Below are 16,086 nucleotides of genomic sequence, written 5' to 3'. Positions count from 1 at the left end.
GACCGCAGCCGCCGTCACTGTCCCTGGTCCCTCCACCAGGCAACGGTGGCGGCGGCTGCCTCGTGCAGCGGGGTCGGTGTCAGCCCCAGCGCGGCCTGGCTCGCCGTGGAATCCATGACGAAGGGGTGCTCGAACTGGTACAGGGTCTCGGCCAGGTCCCGCATATCCGTGGAAAACACTCCCATTGCCCTCACCGCCCACCCGGGAACGCCGGTGACACGCGGTGCCCGGGCGCCGGCCGCCTTGGCGAATGCCCCCGCGATCTCGCGCTGGGTCAGTGCAGGTCCAGTGGGCGCATGCCATACCCGGTTCCACACCTGGGGCCTGTCAGCCGCCGCAATCATGGCGGCCGCGAGGTCCGGGACATACGTGAAGGAATGCGGCTGGTCCGCCCGCCCGATCACCTGCATTGGCTTGCCGGCCGCGACGGGCCGGACCATGCGCTCGCCGGCGTGCGAGTTGCGGACCCGCGGCCCGAAGAAATCGCCGGCCACCATGCTCACGGTGGCGGTGGGGGAGGCCGCCCGGGCCGCGAGCAGTGCGGTCCGGACTCCGCGCTTGCCGCCCTGTGCCTGCCGGGGGCTGTCCTCGGTCATGATGTTTTCCGGGGTGCTGTAGGAGTACAGGCTTTCCGGGAAGACCACGACGGCGCCCGCCGCGCCCGCCGCGGCGAGCACATTCAGCTCGGCGGCCGGCAGTTCCCTGGCCCACACCTCGGCGTTGTACCGCGAGCCGTGGATGCAGTGAAAAACGGCCGCGGCGCCCTGGACGGCCTCGCCGAGCCGGGCGGGCTCGGACACGTCGATCGACACTCGTTCCACCAGCGGGTGGGCGGGTCCGCTGCCGGACCTCGTCAGGAGGCGCACCCGGTGGCCCGCCGCTGCCAACTGTTCGGCGACGGTCCAGCCCACCGGGCCGGCCCCTGTGACGACATAGAGCCTGGACGGTTGGTGTCCGGAGGCTGCAGGTTGGGACATTCCGATCTCCTTTTGAAATAACGAGAGCAGTGCTCTCCCATTCAGGATGCGCCGCCGTGGCCGGCAAGTCAAGAGCGGTGCTCACATTTGTTGACAGTGCTCTTGGATGTGGAATGCTGGACTCATGCCAGAGGACAGGATTGCGGGCGCGATAGACGTCGGCGTTGCGGCAGGCCCGGCCGGAGCGGCCGGAGCGGCCCCGGCGGCGGCGCGGCTGCGCACCCCGCGCGAGCGTGCCCGCGCCCAGACGGTGGCCGATATCGTCCGGCTGGGCCGGGAGCATCTGGCGCTGCACGGGGCCGCCGCGCTGTCCCTCCGCGCCGTGGCCCGTGATCTCGGGGTTGTCTCTTCGGCGGTCTACCGCTACGTGGAGAGCCGCGAGGAGCTGCTGACCCTTCTGCTGATTGATGCGTACAACGAACTTGGCGATGCGGTGGATGCCGCCGTCGGGGCAGTGCCGGAGGATGACTTCGGCGGGCGCTTCGCGGCGCTGGGCCGTGCGGTGCGGGACTGGGCGCTGCGCGAGCCCTCCCGCTACGCCCTGCTCTTCGGCAGTCCGGTGCCCGGTTACCAGGCCCCGGCGGAGCGGACCACCGGCCCCGGGACGAGGGTGATTACGGCCCTCATGGCAATCCTCGACGGCGCCTTCCGGGCCGGGCGGCTCGCCGCGACCGGCCAGCGGAGTCCTGCCGTGGCCGCCGGGCTGGCGGGGGACCTGGCGAAAATCCGCGCCGAGTTCGGCCTGGCGGTGCCGGATGACCTCCTGGCCCGCGGCGCACTGGCCTGGACCTCGCTCTTCGGCGCCGTCAGTTTCGAGGTTTTCGGCCAGTATGGCGCAGACACGTTCACAGCCCGGGAGGAGCTCTTCGGCCACCACCTCGCGGTGCTGGCCGACGTCGCGGGCCTGCCGGCGGCCGGCGCTGCCCGGTAAACCAGGTTCCCCTGTTGCCTTGCCGTGGCGCTCGATAGACTGCCCCTGCGCCCGCACGGGCGCGCCAGATGCGTCCAGGAAGGATCCATCCATGTCTGAAGAGACCAGGCCTGAAGAGAACAGGCCTGCAGAGAACACGCCTGAAGAGAATGTCCCCGGAAAAGCGGCGCCGCGGAACGTCGGTACCGGTCCCGCGGAAGATGAGGCAGAGGCCGCGGCACCTGAGGGGCAATACGCTGAGGGCGACTACGGCTCCGCCGGCACGGCAGGCCAAGTCCCGCCCACCGCCGTCGAGGGGGAGTACGCCGCGGGGGACTACGGCGAGGCCGGCGTGGCCGGAGCCGCCGTCGTCGGCGACGTGGAAGGCGACTATCCCGAGGGCGACTACGGCGAGGGCGGGGTCTCCGGTGAGCCCGCCGGCGTCGCCGAGGAAGGTGAATACCCCGAAGGTGACTACGGGAGCGCCGGTACGTCCCGTCCCGAGCGATCCGCCCGGCCGGCAGCGGGAGAGCCTGCCGACGGCGACGCCGCTCGGGGCGATAACTAACGGGATCAAAGCTGGCGGGACCAGCCGGCGCGGGCGCCGGCTGGTCCCCTGCCCAGGTCTGCGCCCCTGCGCCCAGCGGGCAGGTTCGCGCAGGGCGAAACGCCGCCCGGGACGCGCCGGAAGGGCTGGATTGAGGGGAATTTAGGCGGCGAGGAGCTGCCGCGGGCGAGGCGGGAAAGCGAAGTTGAGTCGAGTTCGCTCAACTTTAAATTGACTTATGTCCCCCTCTGGGTAAAGTTGAGTGTAGATCGCTCAATAACGGTCGGACCCACTGCGGTTAGAGCAATTGAGGTTATAGCCACAGCCACTGTGGTTGGAGCCACTGCGGGTCCGCGGCCATCTCCGCAAGATTCCAAGGAAGTAAGGAAACAATCCATGTCACGTGCAGTAGGTATTGACCTCGGAACCACTAACTCCGTCGTCTCCGTTCTCGAAGGTGGCGAGCCCACCGTCATTGCCAACGCCGAGGGTGGCCGCACCACGCCGTCGGTTGTTGCCTTCTCCAAGTCCGGCGAGGTCCTGGTCGGCGAGATCGCCAAGCGCCAGGCCGTCAACAACATTGACCGCACCATCGCGTCCGTCAAGCGCCACATGGGCACTGACTGGACCGTCGCCATTGACGACAAGAAGTACACGGCGCAGGAAATTTCCGCCCGTATCCTCATGAAGCTTAAGAACGACGCCGAGTCCTACCTCGGTGAAAAGGTCACCGACGCCGTCGTCACCGTGCCGGCCTACTTCAACGACGCCCAGCGCCAGGCCACCAAGGAGGCCGGAGAAATCGCCGGCCTGAACGTCCTGCGCATCGTCAACGAGCCCACAGCGGCCGCCCTGGCCTACGGCCTGGACAAGGGCAAGGAAGACGAACTCATCCTGGTCTTCGACCTCGGCGGCGGAACCTTCGACGTCTCCCTTCTGGAGGTCGGCAAGGATGAGGACAACTTCTCCACCATCCAGGTCCGCGCCACCGCCGGTGACAACCACCTCGGCGGCGACGACTGGGACCAGCGCGTCGTTGAATACCTGCTGAACCAGCTCAAGGTCAAGGGCATCGACCTCACGAAGGACAAGATTGCCCTGCAGCGTCTCCGCGAAGCCGCGGAGCAGGCCAAGAAGGAACTCTCTTCCTCCTCCAGCACCAACGTTTCCCTCCAGTACCTGTCCGTCACCCCCGACGGCCCGGTCCACCTGGACGAGCAGCTGACCCGCGCCAAGTTCCAGGACCTCACCAAGGACCTGCTGGACCGCACCAAGAAGCCGTTCCAGGATGTCATCAAGGAAGCAGGCATCAAGCTCTCCGAGATCGACCACATCGTGCTCGTCGGCGGCTCCACCCGCATGCCGGCCGTCTACGACCTCGTCAAGGAACTGGCCGGCGGCAAGGAGCCCAACAAGGGCGTCAACCCCGATGAGGTCGTCGCCGTCGGCGCCGCCCTGCAGGCCGGTGTCCTCAAGGGCGAGCGCAAGGACGTGCTGCTGATCGACGTCACCCCGTTGTCCCTTGGCATCGAAACCAAGGGCGGCATCATGACGCACCTGATCGAGCGCAACACCGCCATCCCGACCAAGCGGAGCGAAACCTTCACCACTGCGGATGACAACCAGCCGTCCGTGGCCATCCAAGTCTTCCAGGGCGAGCGTGAGTTCACCCGCGACAACAAGCCGCTGGGCACGTTCGAGCTGACCGGCATCGCGCCGGCCCCCCGCGGCGTTCCGCAGGTCGAGGTCACCTTCGACATCGACGCCAACGGCATCGTGCACGTTTCGGCGAAGGACAAGGGCACCGGCAAGGAACAGTCCATGACCATTACCGGCGGCACCGCGCTGTCCAAGGAAGACATCGACCGCATGGTCCACGACGCCGAAGAGCACGCAGCCGAGGACAAGGCCCGCCGCGAGGCAACCGACACCCGCAACACGGCCGAGCAGCTCGCCTACTCCGTGGACAAGCTGATCGCCGACAACGCCGACAAGCTGCCCGAAGAGGTCAAGACCGAGGTCAAGGCCGACGTCGACGCCCTCAAGAAGGCCCTCGAAGGCACCGATGACGCCGCCGTGAAGACCGCGTTCGAGAAGCTGCAGGCTTCCCAGACCAAGCTCGGCGAAGCCATCTACGCCCAGGCCGGTTCCCCCGACGGCCACGCCGGTGCGCAGGGTGCCCCCGCAGGCGAGCCGGCAGCCGGCTCCGACGAGGACATCGTCGACGCCGAAATCGTTGACGAAGACGAGAAGAAGTAATCATGCCGCATCACGGTAACGAAGAAGAGCACGGTTCTTCCGAGAGCCGGCGCGACGCGGAACAGCAGGAGAACGAGCCGCAGAAGCCGGTGATCCACGACAACCGCAAGGTTGATCCGAAGACCGGCCAGGCCCGCCACCCCGGCCAGGAGCACGCAGCTGCCGCGGCAGACTCCGGAGACGCACTGTCCCAGGCGGAGGACATCCTCAACAGTGTTGAGGTGCCCGCCGCGGAATCTGTGGCCCAGGGTGCGCCCGCTGCCGAGGCGGAGGAGCTCAGGAATGACCTCCGCCGGCTGCAGGCCGAGTACGTCAACTACCGCAAGCGGGTCGAACGCGACCGGGCCGTGGCGGGCGAGATGGCCGTCATCGGCGTCCTGAACTCCCTGCTCCCGGTGCTGGACGACGTCGACGCCGCCCGCCAGCACGGCGACCTCGCGGACGGCCCTTTCGCCGCGATCGCCGCCAAACTGGAGGCTGCGCTGAAGACGTACGGGCTGGTCCGCATCGATGAGACCGGCGTGGAGTTCGATCCGACCATCCACGAGGCCCTCATCCAGCAGCCCGGCACGGATATCGAAATCGACACCGTCAGCCAGGTGCTGCGCTCGGGCTACAAGTCCGGCGACCGCGTCCTCCGCGCGGCTCAGGTGATCGTGGCGGTACCGGCGTAGTCACCTATCGCGAAGCGAGACAAGGGGCCCCGCCCCTACGCGTGGCGGCTTAGGGTCCTGCGGACCCAAGCCGCCACGCTCCGATAGGCCCGATGCCACTCCCGGGCCCCTTGTCTCGCTCCGCTCAGCGGTTGTCTCGCCTAAGGTGAGATGAACGCAGCGCAGCTGGATAGGGCACCGCGAAGCGGGCACGGCCCCCTATCCAGCGGAGCTCGAACGCAATACAGACTTTGAAAGGAAACGCCATTGGCTAGCCAGGACTGGGTGGACAAGGACTTCTACAAGATCCTTGGTGTCGCCAAGGACGCTTCCGACGCCGACATTAAGAAGGCCTACCGCAAACTTGCCCGGCAGCACCACCCGGACACCAATGCGGGGAACGTCGCGTCGGAGAAGAAGTTCAAGGACATCTCCGAGGCCTATTCCGTGCTCTCGGATCCCGATGAGCGCCAGCAGTACGACGCCATCCGGGCCATGGGCGGCGGCGCACGCTTTGCCCCTGGCGGAAGCGGCGGGGCCGGCGGCGGAGCTGGCTTCGAGGACCTCTTCGGCGGGCTCTTTACCGGCGGCGGAGGCCGCCACTCCGGCGGCTACAGCACGGCCGGCGGCATGCCGCCCGAGTTTGCAGATCTCTTCGGCGGCGGCGGATTCGGCGGCGGGGGCCAGTCCTTCCAGCGGGCTCCGCAGAAGGGCTCGGACCGCACCGCGTCGACCTCGATCTCATTCGGCGGGTCCATCCGCGGCACCACGATCGGCCTGCGTGAACCGGACGGTGAGGTCATCGACGTCCGCATCCCGGCTGGCATCAAGGACGGACAAAAGGTCCGCGTCCGCGGCAAGGGGCAGTACGCCCCCGCCGGCAACGGCGACCTCATGGTCACCGTCTCGGTAAAGCCGCACGAATTCTACGTCCGCGACGGCGACAACCTCCGGATCCACGTCCCGGTCTCCTTCCCGGAGGCGGCCCTGGGCGCAGACATCGAGGTTCCGACGGTCGACGGCGACACGGTCAAGGTCAGGGTTCCGGCAGGGACGCCCTCGGGCAGAACCCTGCGCGTCAAGGGCCGCGGCGTCAAGCACGCCAAAGCCACCGGCGATCTGCTGGTGACGATCGACGTCGCTGTTCCGCGGAAGCTGAACAAGGAAGCGGAGGAGGCCGTGAAGGCCTTCGCCGCGGCCACCGCCAATGAGGACGTCCGCGCGGGCCTGGCAGCCAAGGCCCGGCTCTAGGAACGGGATCCAGCCATGGCCATCGACTTCGACCAGCCGATCTTCGTCATCTCCGTTGCCGCGGAACTGGCGGACATGCACCCGCAGACGCTGCGCCAGTACGACCGGCTGGGCATCGTCTCGCCCAGCCGTGCCCCGGGCAAGTCGCGGCGTTACTCGCAGCGGGATGTGAATATGCTCCGCGAGGTCCAGCGGCTCTCCCAGGAGGGGGTCTCGCTGGAGGGCATCAAGCGGATCCTGCAGCTGGAGAACCAGGTGGCCGCCCTGCAGCGCCGGGTCGGAGAACTGACTGAGGAACTGGGCCGGCGCCGCCAAGGGGCCGATTCGCGGATCTTCGCCGCAGGAACTGCCGGCGACGTCGTCAGCCTGGCCCGCGGCAAGCGTCCGCAGGCGCGGTCGCAGGCGCTGGTGGTGTGGCGGCCGAGGGGCATGGGCTAGGACTCATCTCGCGGTTTCCCCAGGTTTCCCTGGTGAGCAGGGCGGCGATGACACGGCCACGGGCAATGTGTCAACCATCACGTTTTTCAGTTACGTCGCAATGCCGGGGCAAGTAGCGGCAGGAGCAAACCGAGTACACCGGAACGCAATCAGGTACCCGACCATCCGATAGTCGGGTACCTGATTTGCGTGACTTCATGCCCATTCCGCGCGTTGAATTGGAGTGTCAGAAAAGGCTGGCATGACACGCCTACAGCTCCTACGGGAAGCCCGGGCGCGGAGCCAGCGCAGGAGCAGCGTAGACGCCGGGGGGCATCGCATGCATGATTCAACCGAGTTTGATCCGTCCAGGTGTGATTCGCCCAGGTTTGATTCGCCCCTTCGGGGCGGGTCCCGGCTGCGGCCAGTTGCGTTGACGGGCACGCCGTGAGCCCGGGGCTCCAGGCGGCCGTCCTGTTTGCCGGTTCCCTGCCGGGGCACATCCTGATGTCCCTGGGGCAGGCCCTGGTGGTCGTCTGCCTGTGCTTCGACTTCGTCCGCGCGGTCTCCGTGCCGCGATCCCGCAGCCGGTTCGTCGCCAACACGTGGTTCCGGACACTTGCACTGCCTTCCATCGTGGTCATGGCGTTCAGCGTGCTCCTCGATGCCGCCTCCGGCTCTTGGCCCGAGGTCGCCGCTGGAGTGTTCGTCATGGTCGCCGTGATCTTCAGGTGGCACCATGGCAGCGACGAGGACAGTTGGTGGACGGGCAAAGGCAAGGCCCTGGGCCGTTGGCTCCGGAACCGGGCAGCCTCCGGGTCCCTGGTTGCTCCGGCCACGGCCTGAAAAACTACGGCCTGAAAAAGACCTTGCTGTCCGGGCGTCCCAGGGTGTCCAATCCTTAACACAAGGCCCTGCAGGGCACGAGTGGATGCGACGCCGGGAGGTTCTCATGCCGTCGAAAGGCGCCAAGACGCCGTCAAGAGGACCGGCCCGGGGTACGTCTGACCTCCGGCGGGCAGACGCCAACGGCGTCGCGCCGCCGGAACAGCCGGACAAGGTCCGCAATGTGGCACTCGTGGGGCATTCCGGTTCCGGAAAAACGATGCTCACCGAGGCACTGCTTGCCGCCACCGGAGCCATCACCCGCAAGGGCTCGATCGCCGAGGGCACTACGGTGAGCGACTCGGATCCTTCCGCCATCGCGCAGCAGCGCTCCGTGGCGCTCGCGGTGGTGCCGGTGATGGTGGGGGACATCAAGGTCAACCTGCTGGACACTCCGGGCTATACGGATTTCATCGGCGAGCTGAGGGCAGGGCTCCGGGCGGCGGATGCGGTGCTGTTCGTCGTCTCGGCCACCGACGATGTCGACGCAGCGACCACGGCGCTTTGGAGCGAGTGCCAGCGGCTCGGGATGCCGCGGGCCGTGGTCATCAGCCGCCTGGACCATCCGCGCGCGGACTTCGACGCCGCCATCGCCCGCTGCCGCCTGGCATTCGGCGACTCCATCCTTCCGCTCTACCTGCCGGTCCCCGCGGACGGTCCCGTCACCGGGCTGCTGGGACTGCTGACCGGCACGGTCTCCGACTACAGTGATGCGGAACCGGCGCCGGCCACCCGGGCCGCGACCGGCGTCGAACTCGCCGCCGCGGAGTCCGCACGGGGCGCGCTGATCGAAGGGATCATTGCTGAGAGCGAAGACGAGACGCTCATGGACCGCTACCTCGGAGGCGAGGAAATCGCCCCCGACGTCCTGATCACCGATCTGGAGACGGCCGTGGCCCGCGGGTCCTTCCACCCGGTGCTGCCGGCGTCGGCGGAGTCCGGGCTCGGCCTGGCGGAACTGCTCGAGGTCCTGGTGCGTGCGTTTCCGACGCCGGCGGAGCGCGGCGTCCCCGCAGCGACCGACCTCGACGGCGTGCCCGCCGGCGCGCTCGGCTGCGACCCCGACGGTCCGCTGCTCGGTGAAGTGGTCCGTACGACGATCGACCCGTTCCTTGGCCGCGTCTGCCTGGTGCGCGTTTTCTCCGGCGTGGTGCGGGAGGACGCCGCCATCCATGTGGGCGGCCGCGGAATGGCCGACCGCGGCCACGAGGACCACGACAGCGACGAGCGGGTCACCCACCTGTACTCGCCCCTGGGATCAGGACTGCGGCCAGTGCCGTTCTGCGTCGCGGGGGATATCTGCGCGCTGACCAAGCTGGGCACCGCCGAGACCGGCGACACGATTTCGGCCAAGGAGCTGCCGCTGCTGGTGGCCGCCTGGGACATGCCGGACCCGCTCATGCCGGTCGCCATCGAAGCCGCCACGCACGGCGACGAGGACGCCCTGGCCAGGAACCTGGGGAAGGTCACTGCCGGGGACCCGACGCTGCGGGTGGAACGCAACTCCGAAACCCACCAGCTGATCCTGTGGTGCATGGGCGAGGCGCACGCCGACGTCGTCCTGGGCAGGCTGCGGGACCAAGGGGTGAACCTGCAGAGCGTCCAGGTCATCACGCCGCTGCGGGAGACGTTTGCCGCGCCGGCCGCCGGACACGGGCGCTATGTCAAACAATCCGGCGGCCACGGCCAGTACGCGGTGTGCGACATCGAGGTGGAACCGCTTGACCGCGGCGGCGGGTTCGAGTTTGTCGACAAGACCGTTGGCGGCGTGATTCCCGGGCCGTTCATTACCTCGGTGGAAAAGGGCGTCCGGGCCCAGATGCAGAAAGGCGTCTCGGCCGGGTTCCCGGTAGTGGATATCAAGGTAACGCTGATCGGCGGCAAGACGCACAGCGTGGATTCCTCCGATGCTGCCTTCCAGGCGGCCGGGGCGCTGGCCCTCCGGGAGGCGGCCGGGGCAACCCGCATCCAGTTCCTGGAGCCGGTCTCGTCCGTGACCATCAGCGTTTCGGAGGACCACGTGGGCGCCGTGATGAGCGACTTGTCCTCCCGGCGGGCACGCCTGACCGGAACCACCTCCGCCGGCGCCGACGGCACCGAGATCAGCGCCGAGGTGCCGGACCAGGAACTGTTGCGGTACGCGGTGGAGTTGCGGGCCCTGACAGCCGGCAGCGGCCGGTTCCGGCGCAGCTACCTGCGGCACGAACCCGTGCCGCAGGCGCTGCGCTGATGGCCCCTGCAAAGTGCAGCGTCAGCCGTTGATGACCTGCGGAACGCCGAGGGCCTTGAGGCCTTCGACACCGAATTCGAGTCCGTAGCCGGACTGCTTCGCGCCACCGAACGGGATGCGGGGGTCCACGGCCCCGTGCTTGTTGATCCAGACCGTGCCGGCCTCGAGCCGGGCCGCCACCTTGCGGGCTTCGGCAACGTCGGAGGACCAGACTGAGGCGCCGAGTCCGACGTCGACGGCGTTGGCCATGGCGATGGCCTCGTCCACGGTGCCGTAGCGGATGATCGGCAGGGCGGGGCCGAACTGCTCCTCGGCGACCAGCGGGTTGCTGTTGGCGATGTCCGCGACGAGGGTGGTGGGGTAGAAGTTCCCGGGCTGGTCGTTCTCCGGGTTGCCGCCGAGCAGGATCCTGGCGCCGGAGTCGCGGGCTGCCTCGACGAGCCTGGCGACGATGTCGAACTGCTGGCGGTTCTGCAGCGGGCCCAGGACGTTGGCCTCGTCGAGTCCGTTGCCCATGGGCATGGCACGGGCCACGCTGGCGAGTTCCTCGCAGACGGCGTCGTAAATGGCGTCGTGGACGTAGAGGCGCTTGAGCGCCGCGCAGGTCTGGCCGGTGTTGATGAACGCGCCCCAGAACAGGCCCTCGGCGATCGCCTTGGGGTCGGCGTCGGGCAGGACGATGCCGGCGTCGTTGCCGCCGAGCTCCAGGGTGAGGCGCTTGACGGTGTCGGCGGAGGATTTGATGATGGCCTTGCCGGTGGCGGTGGAGCCGGTGAACATGATCTTGCCGATCGCGGGGTGTCCGGCCAGGGCCTCGCCGACGTCGCGGCCGCCGGAGACCGCCGTGAGGAGGCCTTCGGGGAGTTCCTGGTTGAGGATTTCGACGAGGGCAAGGACGGACAGCGGGGTGTATTCGGACGGCTTGACGACGACGGCGTTGCCCATGCGCAGGGCTGGGGCGAGCTGCCAGACGGTGATCATCATGGGCCAGTTCCAGGGGCCGATCGCGCCGACGACGCCGATGGGCCGGTAGTGCAGTTCGGCGCGGGTTTCGCCGTCGTCCACCACGGTTTCGGGGTCCAGGGGCGTGCCGGCGGCGACGCGGAGCCAGGCGGCGCAGGCGCCGACCTCAAAGCGGGCGTTCGGGCCGTTCAGCGGTTTGCCCTGCTCGCGGGAGAGCAGGCGGGCGAGTTCCTCGGCGGAGCGTTCGACGGCGTCGGCGGCCCTGAGCAGCGCGGCGGACCGGGCGTCGTGGCCCAGTGCTGCCCAGGCCGGCTGCGCGGCGGCTGCGGCGGCGATGGCGGCTTCGAGGTCCTGAACGGTGTGGACCGGTGCTTCGCCGACCGGCTGTCCGGTGGCCGGGTCAAAGATCGTGCGGGTTTCCCCGGACACCGGGGTGATCGAGGCGAGCAGGGCGTCGTAGGTTTCCATGGGGGGTACTCCACATCGAGTAGGTCAGAGAACGCGGCCGGTGCGGCCTAAGAGTGCTGTTTCAAGCGTGCTCCGGCGAGGGGCCGAGGGGCTTGTCTATCCGCGAAGAGCTGTTGTGCGGGAGCGAACGGAACACCGAAAGCTATTTCCTGAGGCTGCGGACCCGAAGCCGTCCGGCCCGCCGTGCGGCCGGCGCAGGGCCTGGTGCTGACTACGCTCAGGAACAACAACCGGTCGCTAATCGACAAAAGCGTGACGGGCGCCACCTGCCATGCTGGATTTCACGGTGCAACGCACCCCATCTCCCAGACTCATGACCGTTAAGAAGGATCCGATGAGTATTTCAAATTCAGATTCCCGGACCGCAGAATCCAGCCCCCGCACGGAGCACTCCACCGCGCTGCGTGCCGGCAGCGTCGGCGTCATGGGCATTCTCTTCTTTGTTTTGTCAGCCCAGGCGCCGTTGACCGGAATCGTCGGGGCATCACCCCTGGCCGCAGCGCTCGGCAACGGCGCCGGCGCGCCCGGCGCGTATCTGGTGGTGGGCATCGTCATCGTGATCTTCGCGGTCGGCTTCGTGGCCATGAGCCGGAAGATCCAGGCCAACGGCGCCTTCTACGCTTATGTCACCGCCGCCTTCGGACGGAAGGTCGGCGCGGGAGCGGCGTGGCTCGCGCTCCTCGCGTACAGCACGGTCCAGGCCGCGATGTATGGGCTGTACGGCGCGGCGTTCTCGGGCCTCCTCGGATCTGCCGGGATGGTGGTCCCTTGGTGGCTTCTGGCCGCCATCACCATGGCGGGCGTGCAGGTGCTGGGCTCCCTCAACATCGAACTCGGGGCGCGGGTCCTGGCGGTGCTCGTGGGCCTGGAGGTCGCCATCCTGCTCATGTTCGGCTTCACCGTGCTGTTGCGGGGCGGCGGGCCGGAGGGGATCAGCCTGGCGGCGTCCTTCTCTCCCGCGGCGATCGGCGCAGGCGCCCCGGGCGTTGCCATCATGTTCGCCGTCGCCTCCATGTTCGGCTTCGAATCAACGGCCATCTACTCGGCCGAGGCCAAGGACGCCCACCGCACCGTCGCCCGGGCCACGTACCTTTCGGTAGTCGTCATCGCGGTCTTCTTCTCCTTCATTTCCTGGATGCTGGTCAGCTACTACGGACCCTCGCACGTCATCGAGGCCGCGGGCGCGGCCCTCGAATCGGGCGATTCCACCGCGTTCGTGCTGACGCCGATGGTGGAGCTGTTCGGGCCGTGGGCCGGAACGGTCACCGGCATGCTGCTCGTGACCTCCCTGCTCGCCGGCATCATCGCCTTCCACAACGGCATCAACCGCTACCTCCATTCGCTGGCCCTGCGCGGGTCGATGCCCCGCGGAGTGGCCCGGACCAACCGGCACAAGGCGCCCGCCGTCGCTGCGCGGATCCAGACCGTGGTCGCCTTCCTGCTCGTGGCGCCGTTCGCGGTGCTGTCCCTGGATCCTGTCCTCACCCTCTTTTCCTGGTTCAGCGGGCTGGCCGTGGCCGCGCTCCTGGTGCTGTACATGCTCTGCTCGCTGGCCGTCGTCGCCTACTTCCGGCGGGAAAGGGTGTCCGGCCAGCTCTGGCAGACCGCGGTGGCACCGGTGCTCGCCACCCTGCTGCTTGGCTGGGTCCTGTCCCTCGTCATCATCAACTTCACCGCTCTGATCGGCGGCAGTGCCGAAACGGCCGTGGGCCTGCTGCTGACCGTACCCATTGTGTTTACCGCCGGTGTGCTGGTGGAAATTGCCGTGGAGCGCAGGGCCGCGCGCGCAGGGGTCACTGCCTGACGATCGGCCTTGGGCACAGAGGCGCGGTATCGCGTTTCTGGACTGCAGAGAGGCTCCGCCCGGCTTCCCCGGCGGAGCCTCTCCCGTCTCTTAGTGTCAGTCTCAGAGCCCTCGACGTCGGGCTGGCACAGATAGTCCGGGCCCTGATTAGGGGCTCGCCGTCCATTTCCAGTCCACGGTCGAGTCGGTCAAATTTACCCGGCAGAATTTCGTGGCGGTTTTGGAATCATCGTGTCCGATCTTGTAGACGAATTCGACGCCGAGTTCGTAACCGGAGGCACTGTCCGGAAGCGAGATCTGTTTGATCTCCCCAAGATATTTGACGCTCACCAGCGTGACTTTCGGGGCGGGGCGCAGCTGGCCCGGCGCGGGGGTTGCACCGGAGGCCTGGGCCTTGAGCTGATCCATGCACAGATTCTTGACCCGCTGTTGCGCGCCCGCATCGACGGTTCCCACGGACGACGCAGCCGGGTCGGCGGACGCGGATGGATTTGCGGATGCGGCTGCACCAGCGGGTGCTGCCGTCTCCGCTGAAGAGAGTCGCGTCTCCGGCGGGCCGCAGGCCACCAAGGCCAGACAGGTAAACAGCACGGCGCAGATCATTGACTTGGCAGATCGATTCATAGCGCCCCCGTTGGTCGTCACCTGTTCCCTGACATCAGCCCTGGTAAGGCCATGCCTTGCGTACCGAACCTGGCTTGGACGTGTTCGCATAGTGGGAGCCGCGAACGCCGTCCGAGCACCTCGTATTGTCCGGAATAGCCCTTGGAAAAAACTGGACTGAGATGTTGTGGCTGGCGTCAACCGGCATGACCCGGCCCCGCCCGGCCGAAGGCGGGACGGCATGAGGACGAATCGCGCACTGACGACCGCTATTGATGACGGGGCGCCTCTGAGTCCCGGCTGGCGGGTGCTGACGACGGCAGGTGCTCTCGGCAGGGGGTGAAGGCCAGGCTCAGGCGCCGCGCCGCCAGTCGCTGGGGGACTCACCGAAGGCATCACGGAAGGTGCGGCTGAAATGGGCCGCATCCAGGAAGCCCCAGCGCGCGGCCACGGCTCCGACCGGCATTCCGGCCAGGAGCGGATCGCGCAGTTCGCGGCGCGCCCCCTCCAGCCGCTGGGTCCGGATCCAGCTCGCCACGGTGGTCCCGGATTCATGGAAGACGTTGTGCAGGTGCCGGGTGGAGATGAAATGGGCCGCCGCGATGGACGCCGGTGACAGCATTGGATCGGCCAGGTGGGCATCGATGTACTCGCGGACGGATGCCGCCAACAGGGCCTGGGGCCTCATACGGTCGGGGGACATGTCCAGTTCCGAATGCAGCATCGTGGAGACGAGATCAAGGGCGTTGGTGGCCAGCCGCGATCCGCTGGGGCCGCTCAGCGCCTCCAGGTTCTCCGCGAGATGGGCGATGAAGGGGCCGACGATCGCGGCGAGGCCCCCGTCGGCGGCCATCCGCAGCGCCGAAAGCTGCGCGATGCAGTCCGGCGGCAGGGACAGCGCGTCCCAGGGAAACATCAACACCATGAGCCGGGCGTCGCCCTCGAAGGCAAGCGTGTACGGGCGGCTGGTGTCATAGATGGAGAGATCCCCCGGATGCAGGACTGCCTCGCGGTTGTCCTGGATCAGGAGTCCGGTACCCCGCAGCTGGAGATTGAGCTTGAAATAGCGCTGGTTGGACTGCGCAATCAGCGCCGGCGTGCGGTGGACCTCATGGCTCGAGGAGGAGACCTCGACGAGTGCCACACGGTCCAGCCTGCGGGCCCGCATGCGGCCGCGGAAGTTGTCCGCATCGGCGCTAGAGGCGGCCAGGGGAACGAAGGACTCCGCGACCAGGTGCCTCCAGTGGTCGAAAGATTCTGCTGTGCTGGTGAGGACATCCTGTCCGGCGGGGCTGGCCACTGGGCGGGTTGCAACTGCAGTCATCGAAGATCCTGACGCCGTCATAATTCTTGGAATGTGTCATGGGACACAGTCCTTTCAGGGTAGCGGCGCGGCCCGCCGATGTCATCTTTTTTCGACGCTCGGCGAATAAAGATTGCCTGGGGCCTAGCAGGCCAGCAGGGTCAGGAAGCCCTCCAGCTGCTCGTTCAGCCCGAGTTCCACCTGGCCTTCCGGGGTGAGTGCCGCCGTAATCTGCGCGCCGAGAAGGAGGTTGAGCAGCTGCCCGGCCAGGGCGGCGTCGTCGACGGCGGTGGTGACGGCGCCGGCCTGCCGCGCCTCGGCAAGGTACCGCCGCATCGCCGCAAGCCACTGCTCCATCGAATCCCGGTGGATCCGGGCCTTGCCGGGGTCATTGATGGCCTTCTGCCAGAACGGGATGACAATCCGGGCCTCGTTGATCCGCTCCTCATCCAGCGGCAGCACCTCGACGCAAAACGACCGCAGGGCCGCCAGTCCGGCCTGCCCGGCGGTGACTCCAGCGATGCGCTCGTTGGTGCGGTTGAAGACGTGCCCGAACGCGAAGGTCAGCAGGTCATCCTTGGTAGGGAAGTAGGGCTTGAGGGCGCCGTTCGCGAAACCTGCCTCGAGGGCAATTTCCCGCATGGTGGCACTTTCGATCCCGAGCCGGGCGATGATCCGCCACGTGGCGTCGACGAGTTCAAGCCGCCGCTGGTCGTGGTCGACAATCTTTGGCACCGGACAGCTCCCCAAATATTTTGCGTCGGACTCTTGTGGCACAGCTTACATTTCCGTATTCTCTACAACTATAGAAAATAA

At 67.6% G+C, this 16,086-nt stretch carries 14 protein-coding genes; 9 read left to right on the top strand and 5 right to left on the bottom strand.

Annotated elements, in window-relative coordinates:
• Positions 1 to 14: 14 nt before the first annotated feature.
• Complete coding sequence (locus AC1D1A_RS12950; RefSeq protein WP_230008316.1) at positions 15 to 977, bottom strand: NAD-dependent epimerase/dehydratase family protein; 963 nt, start codon at positions 975 to 977, stop codon at positions 15 to 17.
• 124 nt (positions 978 to 1,101) lie between these two features.
• Between AC1D1A_RS12950 and AC1D1A_RS12945 the strand changes: the two genes are divergently transcribed.
• The 8 genes from AC1D1A_RS12945 (at position 1,102) to AC1D1A_RS12910 (ending at position 10,129) form a co-directional block, all read left to right on the top strand.
• On the top strand, positions 1,102 to 1,908 hold the full coding sequence (locus AC1D1A_RS12945) for a TetR/AcrR family transcriptional regulator (RefSeq protein ID WP_476947875.1): 807 nt from the start codon (positions 1,102 to 1,104) through the stop codon (positions 1,906 to 1,908).
• Between the two features lie 91 nt (positions 1,909 to 1,999).
• The gene (locus tag AC1D1A_RS12940) at positions 2,000 to 2,455 is read left to right on the top strand and encodes a hypothetical protein (RefSeq protein ID WP_476873634.1); all 456 of its coding nucleotides are present in this window, start codon (positions 2,000 to 2,002) and stop codon (positions 2,453 to 2,455) included.
• Between the two features lie 375 nt (positions 2,456 to 2,830).
• Entirely contained in the window at positions 2,831 to 4,693 is a 1,863-nt protein-coding gene (gene dnaK, locus AC1D1A_RS12935) for a molecular chaperone DnaK (RefSeq protein WP_079550752.1), read from the top strand.
• A gap of 2 nt (positions 4,694 to 4,695) precedes the next feature.
• A complete protein-coding gene (locus AC1D1A_RS12930; protein ID WP_476947874.1) occupies positions 4,696 to 5,367 on the top strand; it encodes a nucleotide exchange factor GrpE in 672 nt (223 codons plus the stop codon).
• 246 nt (positions 5,368 to 5,613) lie between these two features.
• Positions 5,614 to 6,597: a DnaJ C-terminal domain-containing protein gene (locus AC1D1A_RS12925; protein WP_476850743.1), complete on the top strand. Its 984-nt coding sequence runs from the start codon at positions 5,614 to 5,616 to the stop codon at positions 6,595 to 6,597.
• Between the two features lie 15 nt (positions 6,598 to 6,612).
• Complete coding sequence (locus tag AC1D1A_RS12920; protein ID WP_028275425.1) at positions 6,613 to 7,035, top strand: heat shock protein transcriptional repressor HspR; 423 nt, start codon at positions 6,613 to 6,615, stop codon at positions 7,033 to 7,035.
• A 426-nt stretch (positions 7,036 to 7,461) separates the two neighbouring features.
• Positions 7,462 to 7,860 carry a hypothetical protein gene (locus AC1D1A_RS12915; RefSeq protein WP_476850742.1) on the top strand — a complete coding sequence of 133 codons (399 nt, stop codon included), beginning with the start codon at positions 7,462 to 7,464 and terminating at the stop codon, positions 7,858 to 7,860.
• Positions 7,861 to 7,966: 106 nt separating this feature from the next.
• Positions 7,967 to 10,129, top strand: a complete 2,163-nt coding sequence (locus tag AC1D1A_RS12910; protein ID WP_476947873.1) for an elongation factor G-like protein EF-G2 — start codon at positions 7,967 to 7,969, stop codon at positions 10,127 to 10,129.
• A 21-nt stretch (positions 10,130 to 10,150) separates the two neighbouring features.
• Here AC1D1A_RS12910 and AC1D1A_RS12905 read toward each other — a convergent pair whose 3' ends face one another.
• Positions 10,151 to 11,560, bottom strand: a complete 1,410-nt coding sequence (locus tag AC1D1A_RS12905; RefSeq protein ID WP_476947872.1) for an aldehyde dehydrogenase family protein — start codon at positions 11,558 to 11,560, stop codon at positions 10,151 to 10,153.
• Positions 11,561 to 11,894: 334 nt separating this feature from the next.
• On the opposite strand from AC1D1A_RS12905, the gene AC1D1A_RS12900 reads away from it, so the two are divergent.
• The gene (locus AC1D1A_RS12900) at positions 11,895 to 13,364 is read left to right on the top strand and encodes an APC family permease (protein ID WP_476947871.1); all 1,470 of its coding nucleotides are present in this window, start codon (positions 11,895 to 11,897) and stop codon (positions 13,362 to 13,364) included.
• A gap of 147 nt (positions 13,365 to 13,511) precedes the next feature.
• Here the strand turns inward: AC1D1A_RS12900 and AC1D1A_RS12895 are convergent, their stop codons facing one another.
• The 3 genes from AC1D1A_RS12895 to AC1D1A_RS12885 all read right to left on the bottom strand — a co-directional run bounded on the left by AC1D1A_RS12895 (position 13,512) and on the right by AC1D1A_RS12885 (position 16,005).
• Positions 13,512 to 13,772 (bottom strand): hypothetical protein, encoded by a 261-nt coding sequence (locus AC1D1A_RS12895; RefSeq protein ID WP_476887107.1) that lies wholly within the window; start codon positions 13,770 to 13,772, stop codon positions 13,512 to 13,514.
• 547 nt (positions 13,773 to 14,319) lie between these two features.
• Positions 14,320 to 15,291 carry an AraC-like ligand-binding domain-containing protein gene (locus tag AC1D1A_RS12890; RefSeq protein WP_476947870.1) on the bottom strand — a complete coding sequence of 324 codons (972 nt, stop codon included), beginning with the start codon at positions 15,289 to 15,291 and terminating at the stop codon, positions 14,320 to 14,322.
• A 123-nt stretch (positions 15,292 to 15,414) separates the two neighbouring features.
• Positions 15,415 to 16,005: a TetR/AcrR family transcriptional regulator gene (locus tag AC1D1A_RS12885; protein WP_223917200.1), complete on the bottom strand. Its 591-nt coding sequence runs from the start codon at positions 16,003 to 16,005 to the stop codon at positions 15,415 to 15,417.
• Between the last annotated feature and the right edge of the window lie 81 nt (positions 16,006 to 16,086).

The sequence above is a fragment of the Arthrobacter sp. P1_B9 genome (genome assembly GCF_056406495.1).
The sequence above is the reverse complement of the archived record's forward strand: the minus strand, read 5'-3'. Positions and strand labels throughout refer to the sequence as shown.

Bases quoted from the DNA above. Each gene is read 5' to 3' on its own strand.
- AC1D1A_RS12950 (WP_230008316.1), bottom strand. From the start codon at position 977: ATGTCCCAACCTGCAGCCTCCGGACACCAACCGTCCAGGCTCTATGTC.
- AC1D1A_RS12945 (WP_476947875.1), top strand. From the start codon at position 1,102: ATGCCAGAGGACAGGATTGCGGGCGCGATAGACGTCGGCGTTGCGGCA.
- AC1D1A_RS12940 (WP_476873634.1), top strand. From the start codon at position 2,000: ATGTCTGAAGAGACCAGGCCTGAAGAGAACAGGCCTGCAGAGAACACG.
- dnaK (WP_079550752.1), top strand. From the start codon at position 2,831: ATGTCACGTGCAGTAGGTATTGACCTCGGAACCACTAACTCCGTCGTC.
- AC1D1A_RS12930 (WP_476947874.1), top strand. From the start codon at position 4,696: ATGCCGCATCACGGTAACGAAGAAGAGCACGGTTCTTCCGAGAGCCGG.
- AC1D1A_RS12920 (WP_028275425.1), top strand. From the start codon at position 6,613: ATGGCCATCGACTTCGACCAGCCGATCTTCGTCATCTCCGTTGCCGCG.
- AC1D1A_RS12910 (WP_476947873.1), top strand. From the start codon at position 7,967: ATGCCGTCGAAAGGCGCCAAGACGCCGTCAAGAGGACCGGCCCGGGGT.
- AC1D1A_RS12905 (WP_476947872.1), bottom strand. From the start codon at position 11,560: ATGGAAACCTACGACGCCCTGCTCGCCTCGATCACCCCGGTGTCCGGG.
- AC1D1A_RS12900 (WP_476947871.1), top strand. From the start codon at position 11,895: ATGAGTATTTCAAATTCAGATTCCCGGACCGCAGAATCCAGCCCCCGC.
- AC1D1A_RS12895 (WP_476887107.1), bottom strand. From the start codon at position 13,772: ATGGATCAGCTCAAGGCCCAGGCCTCCGGTGCAACCCCCGCGCCGGGC.
- AC1D1A_RS12890 (WP_476947870.1), bottom strand. From the start codon at position 15,291: ATGACTGCAGTTGCAACCCGCCCAGTGGCCAGCCCCGCCGGACAGGAT.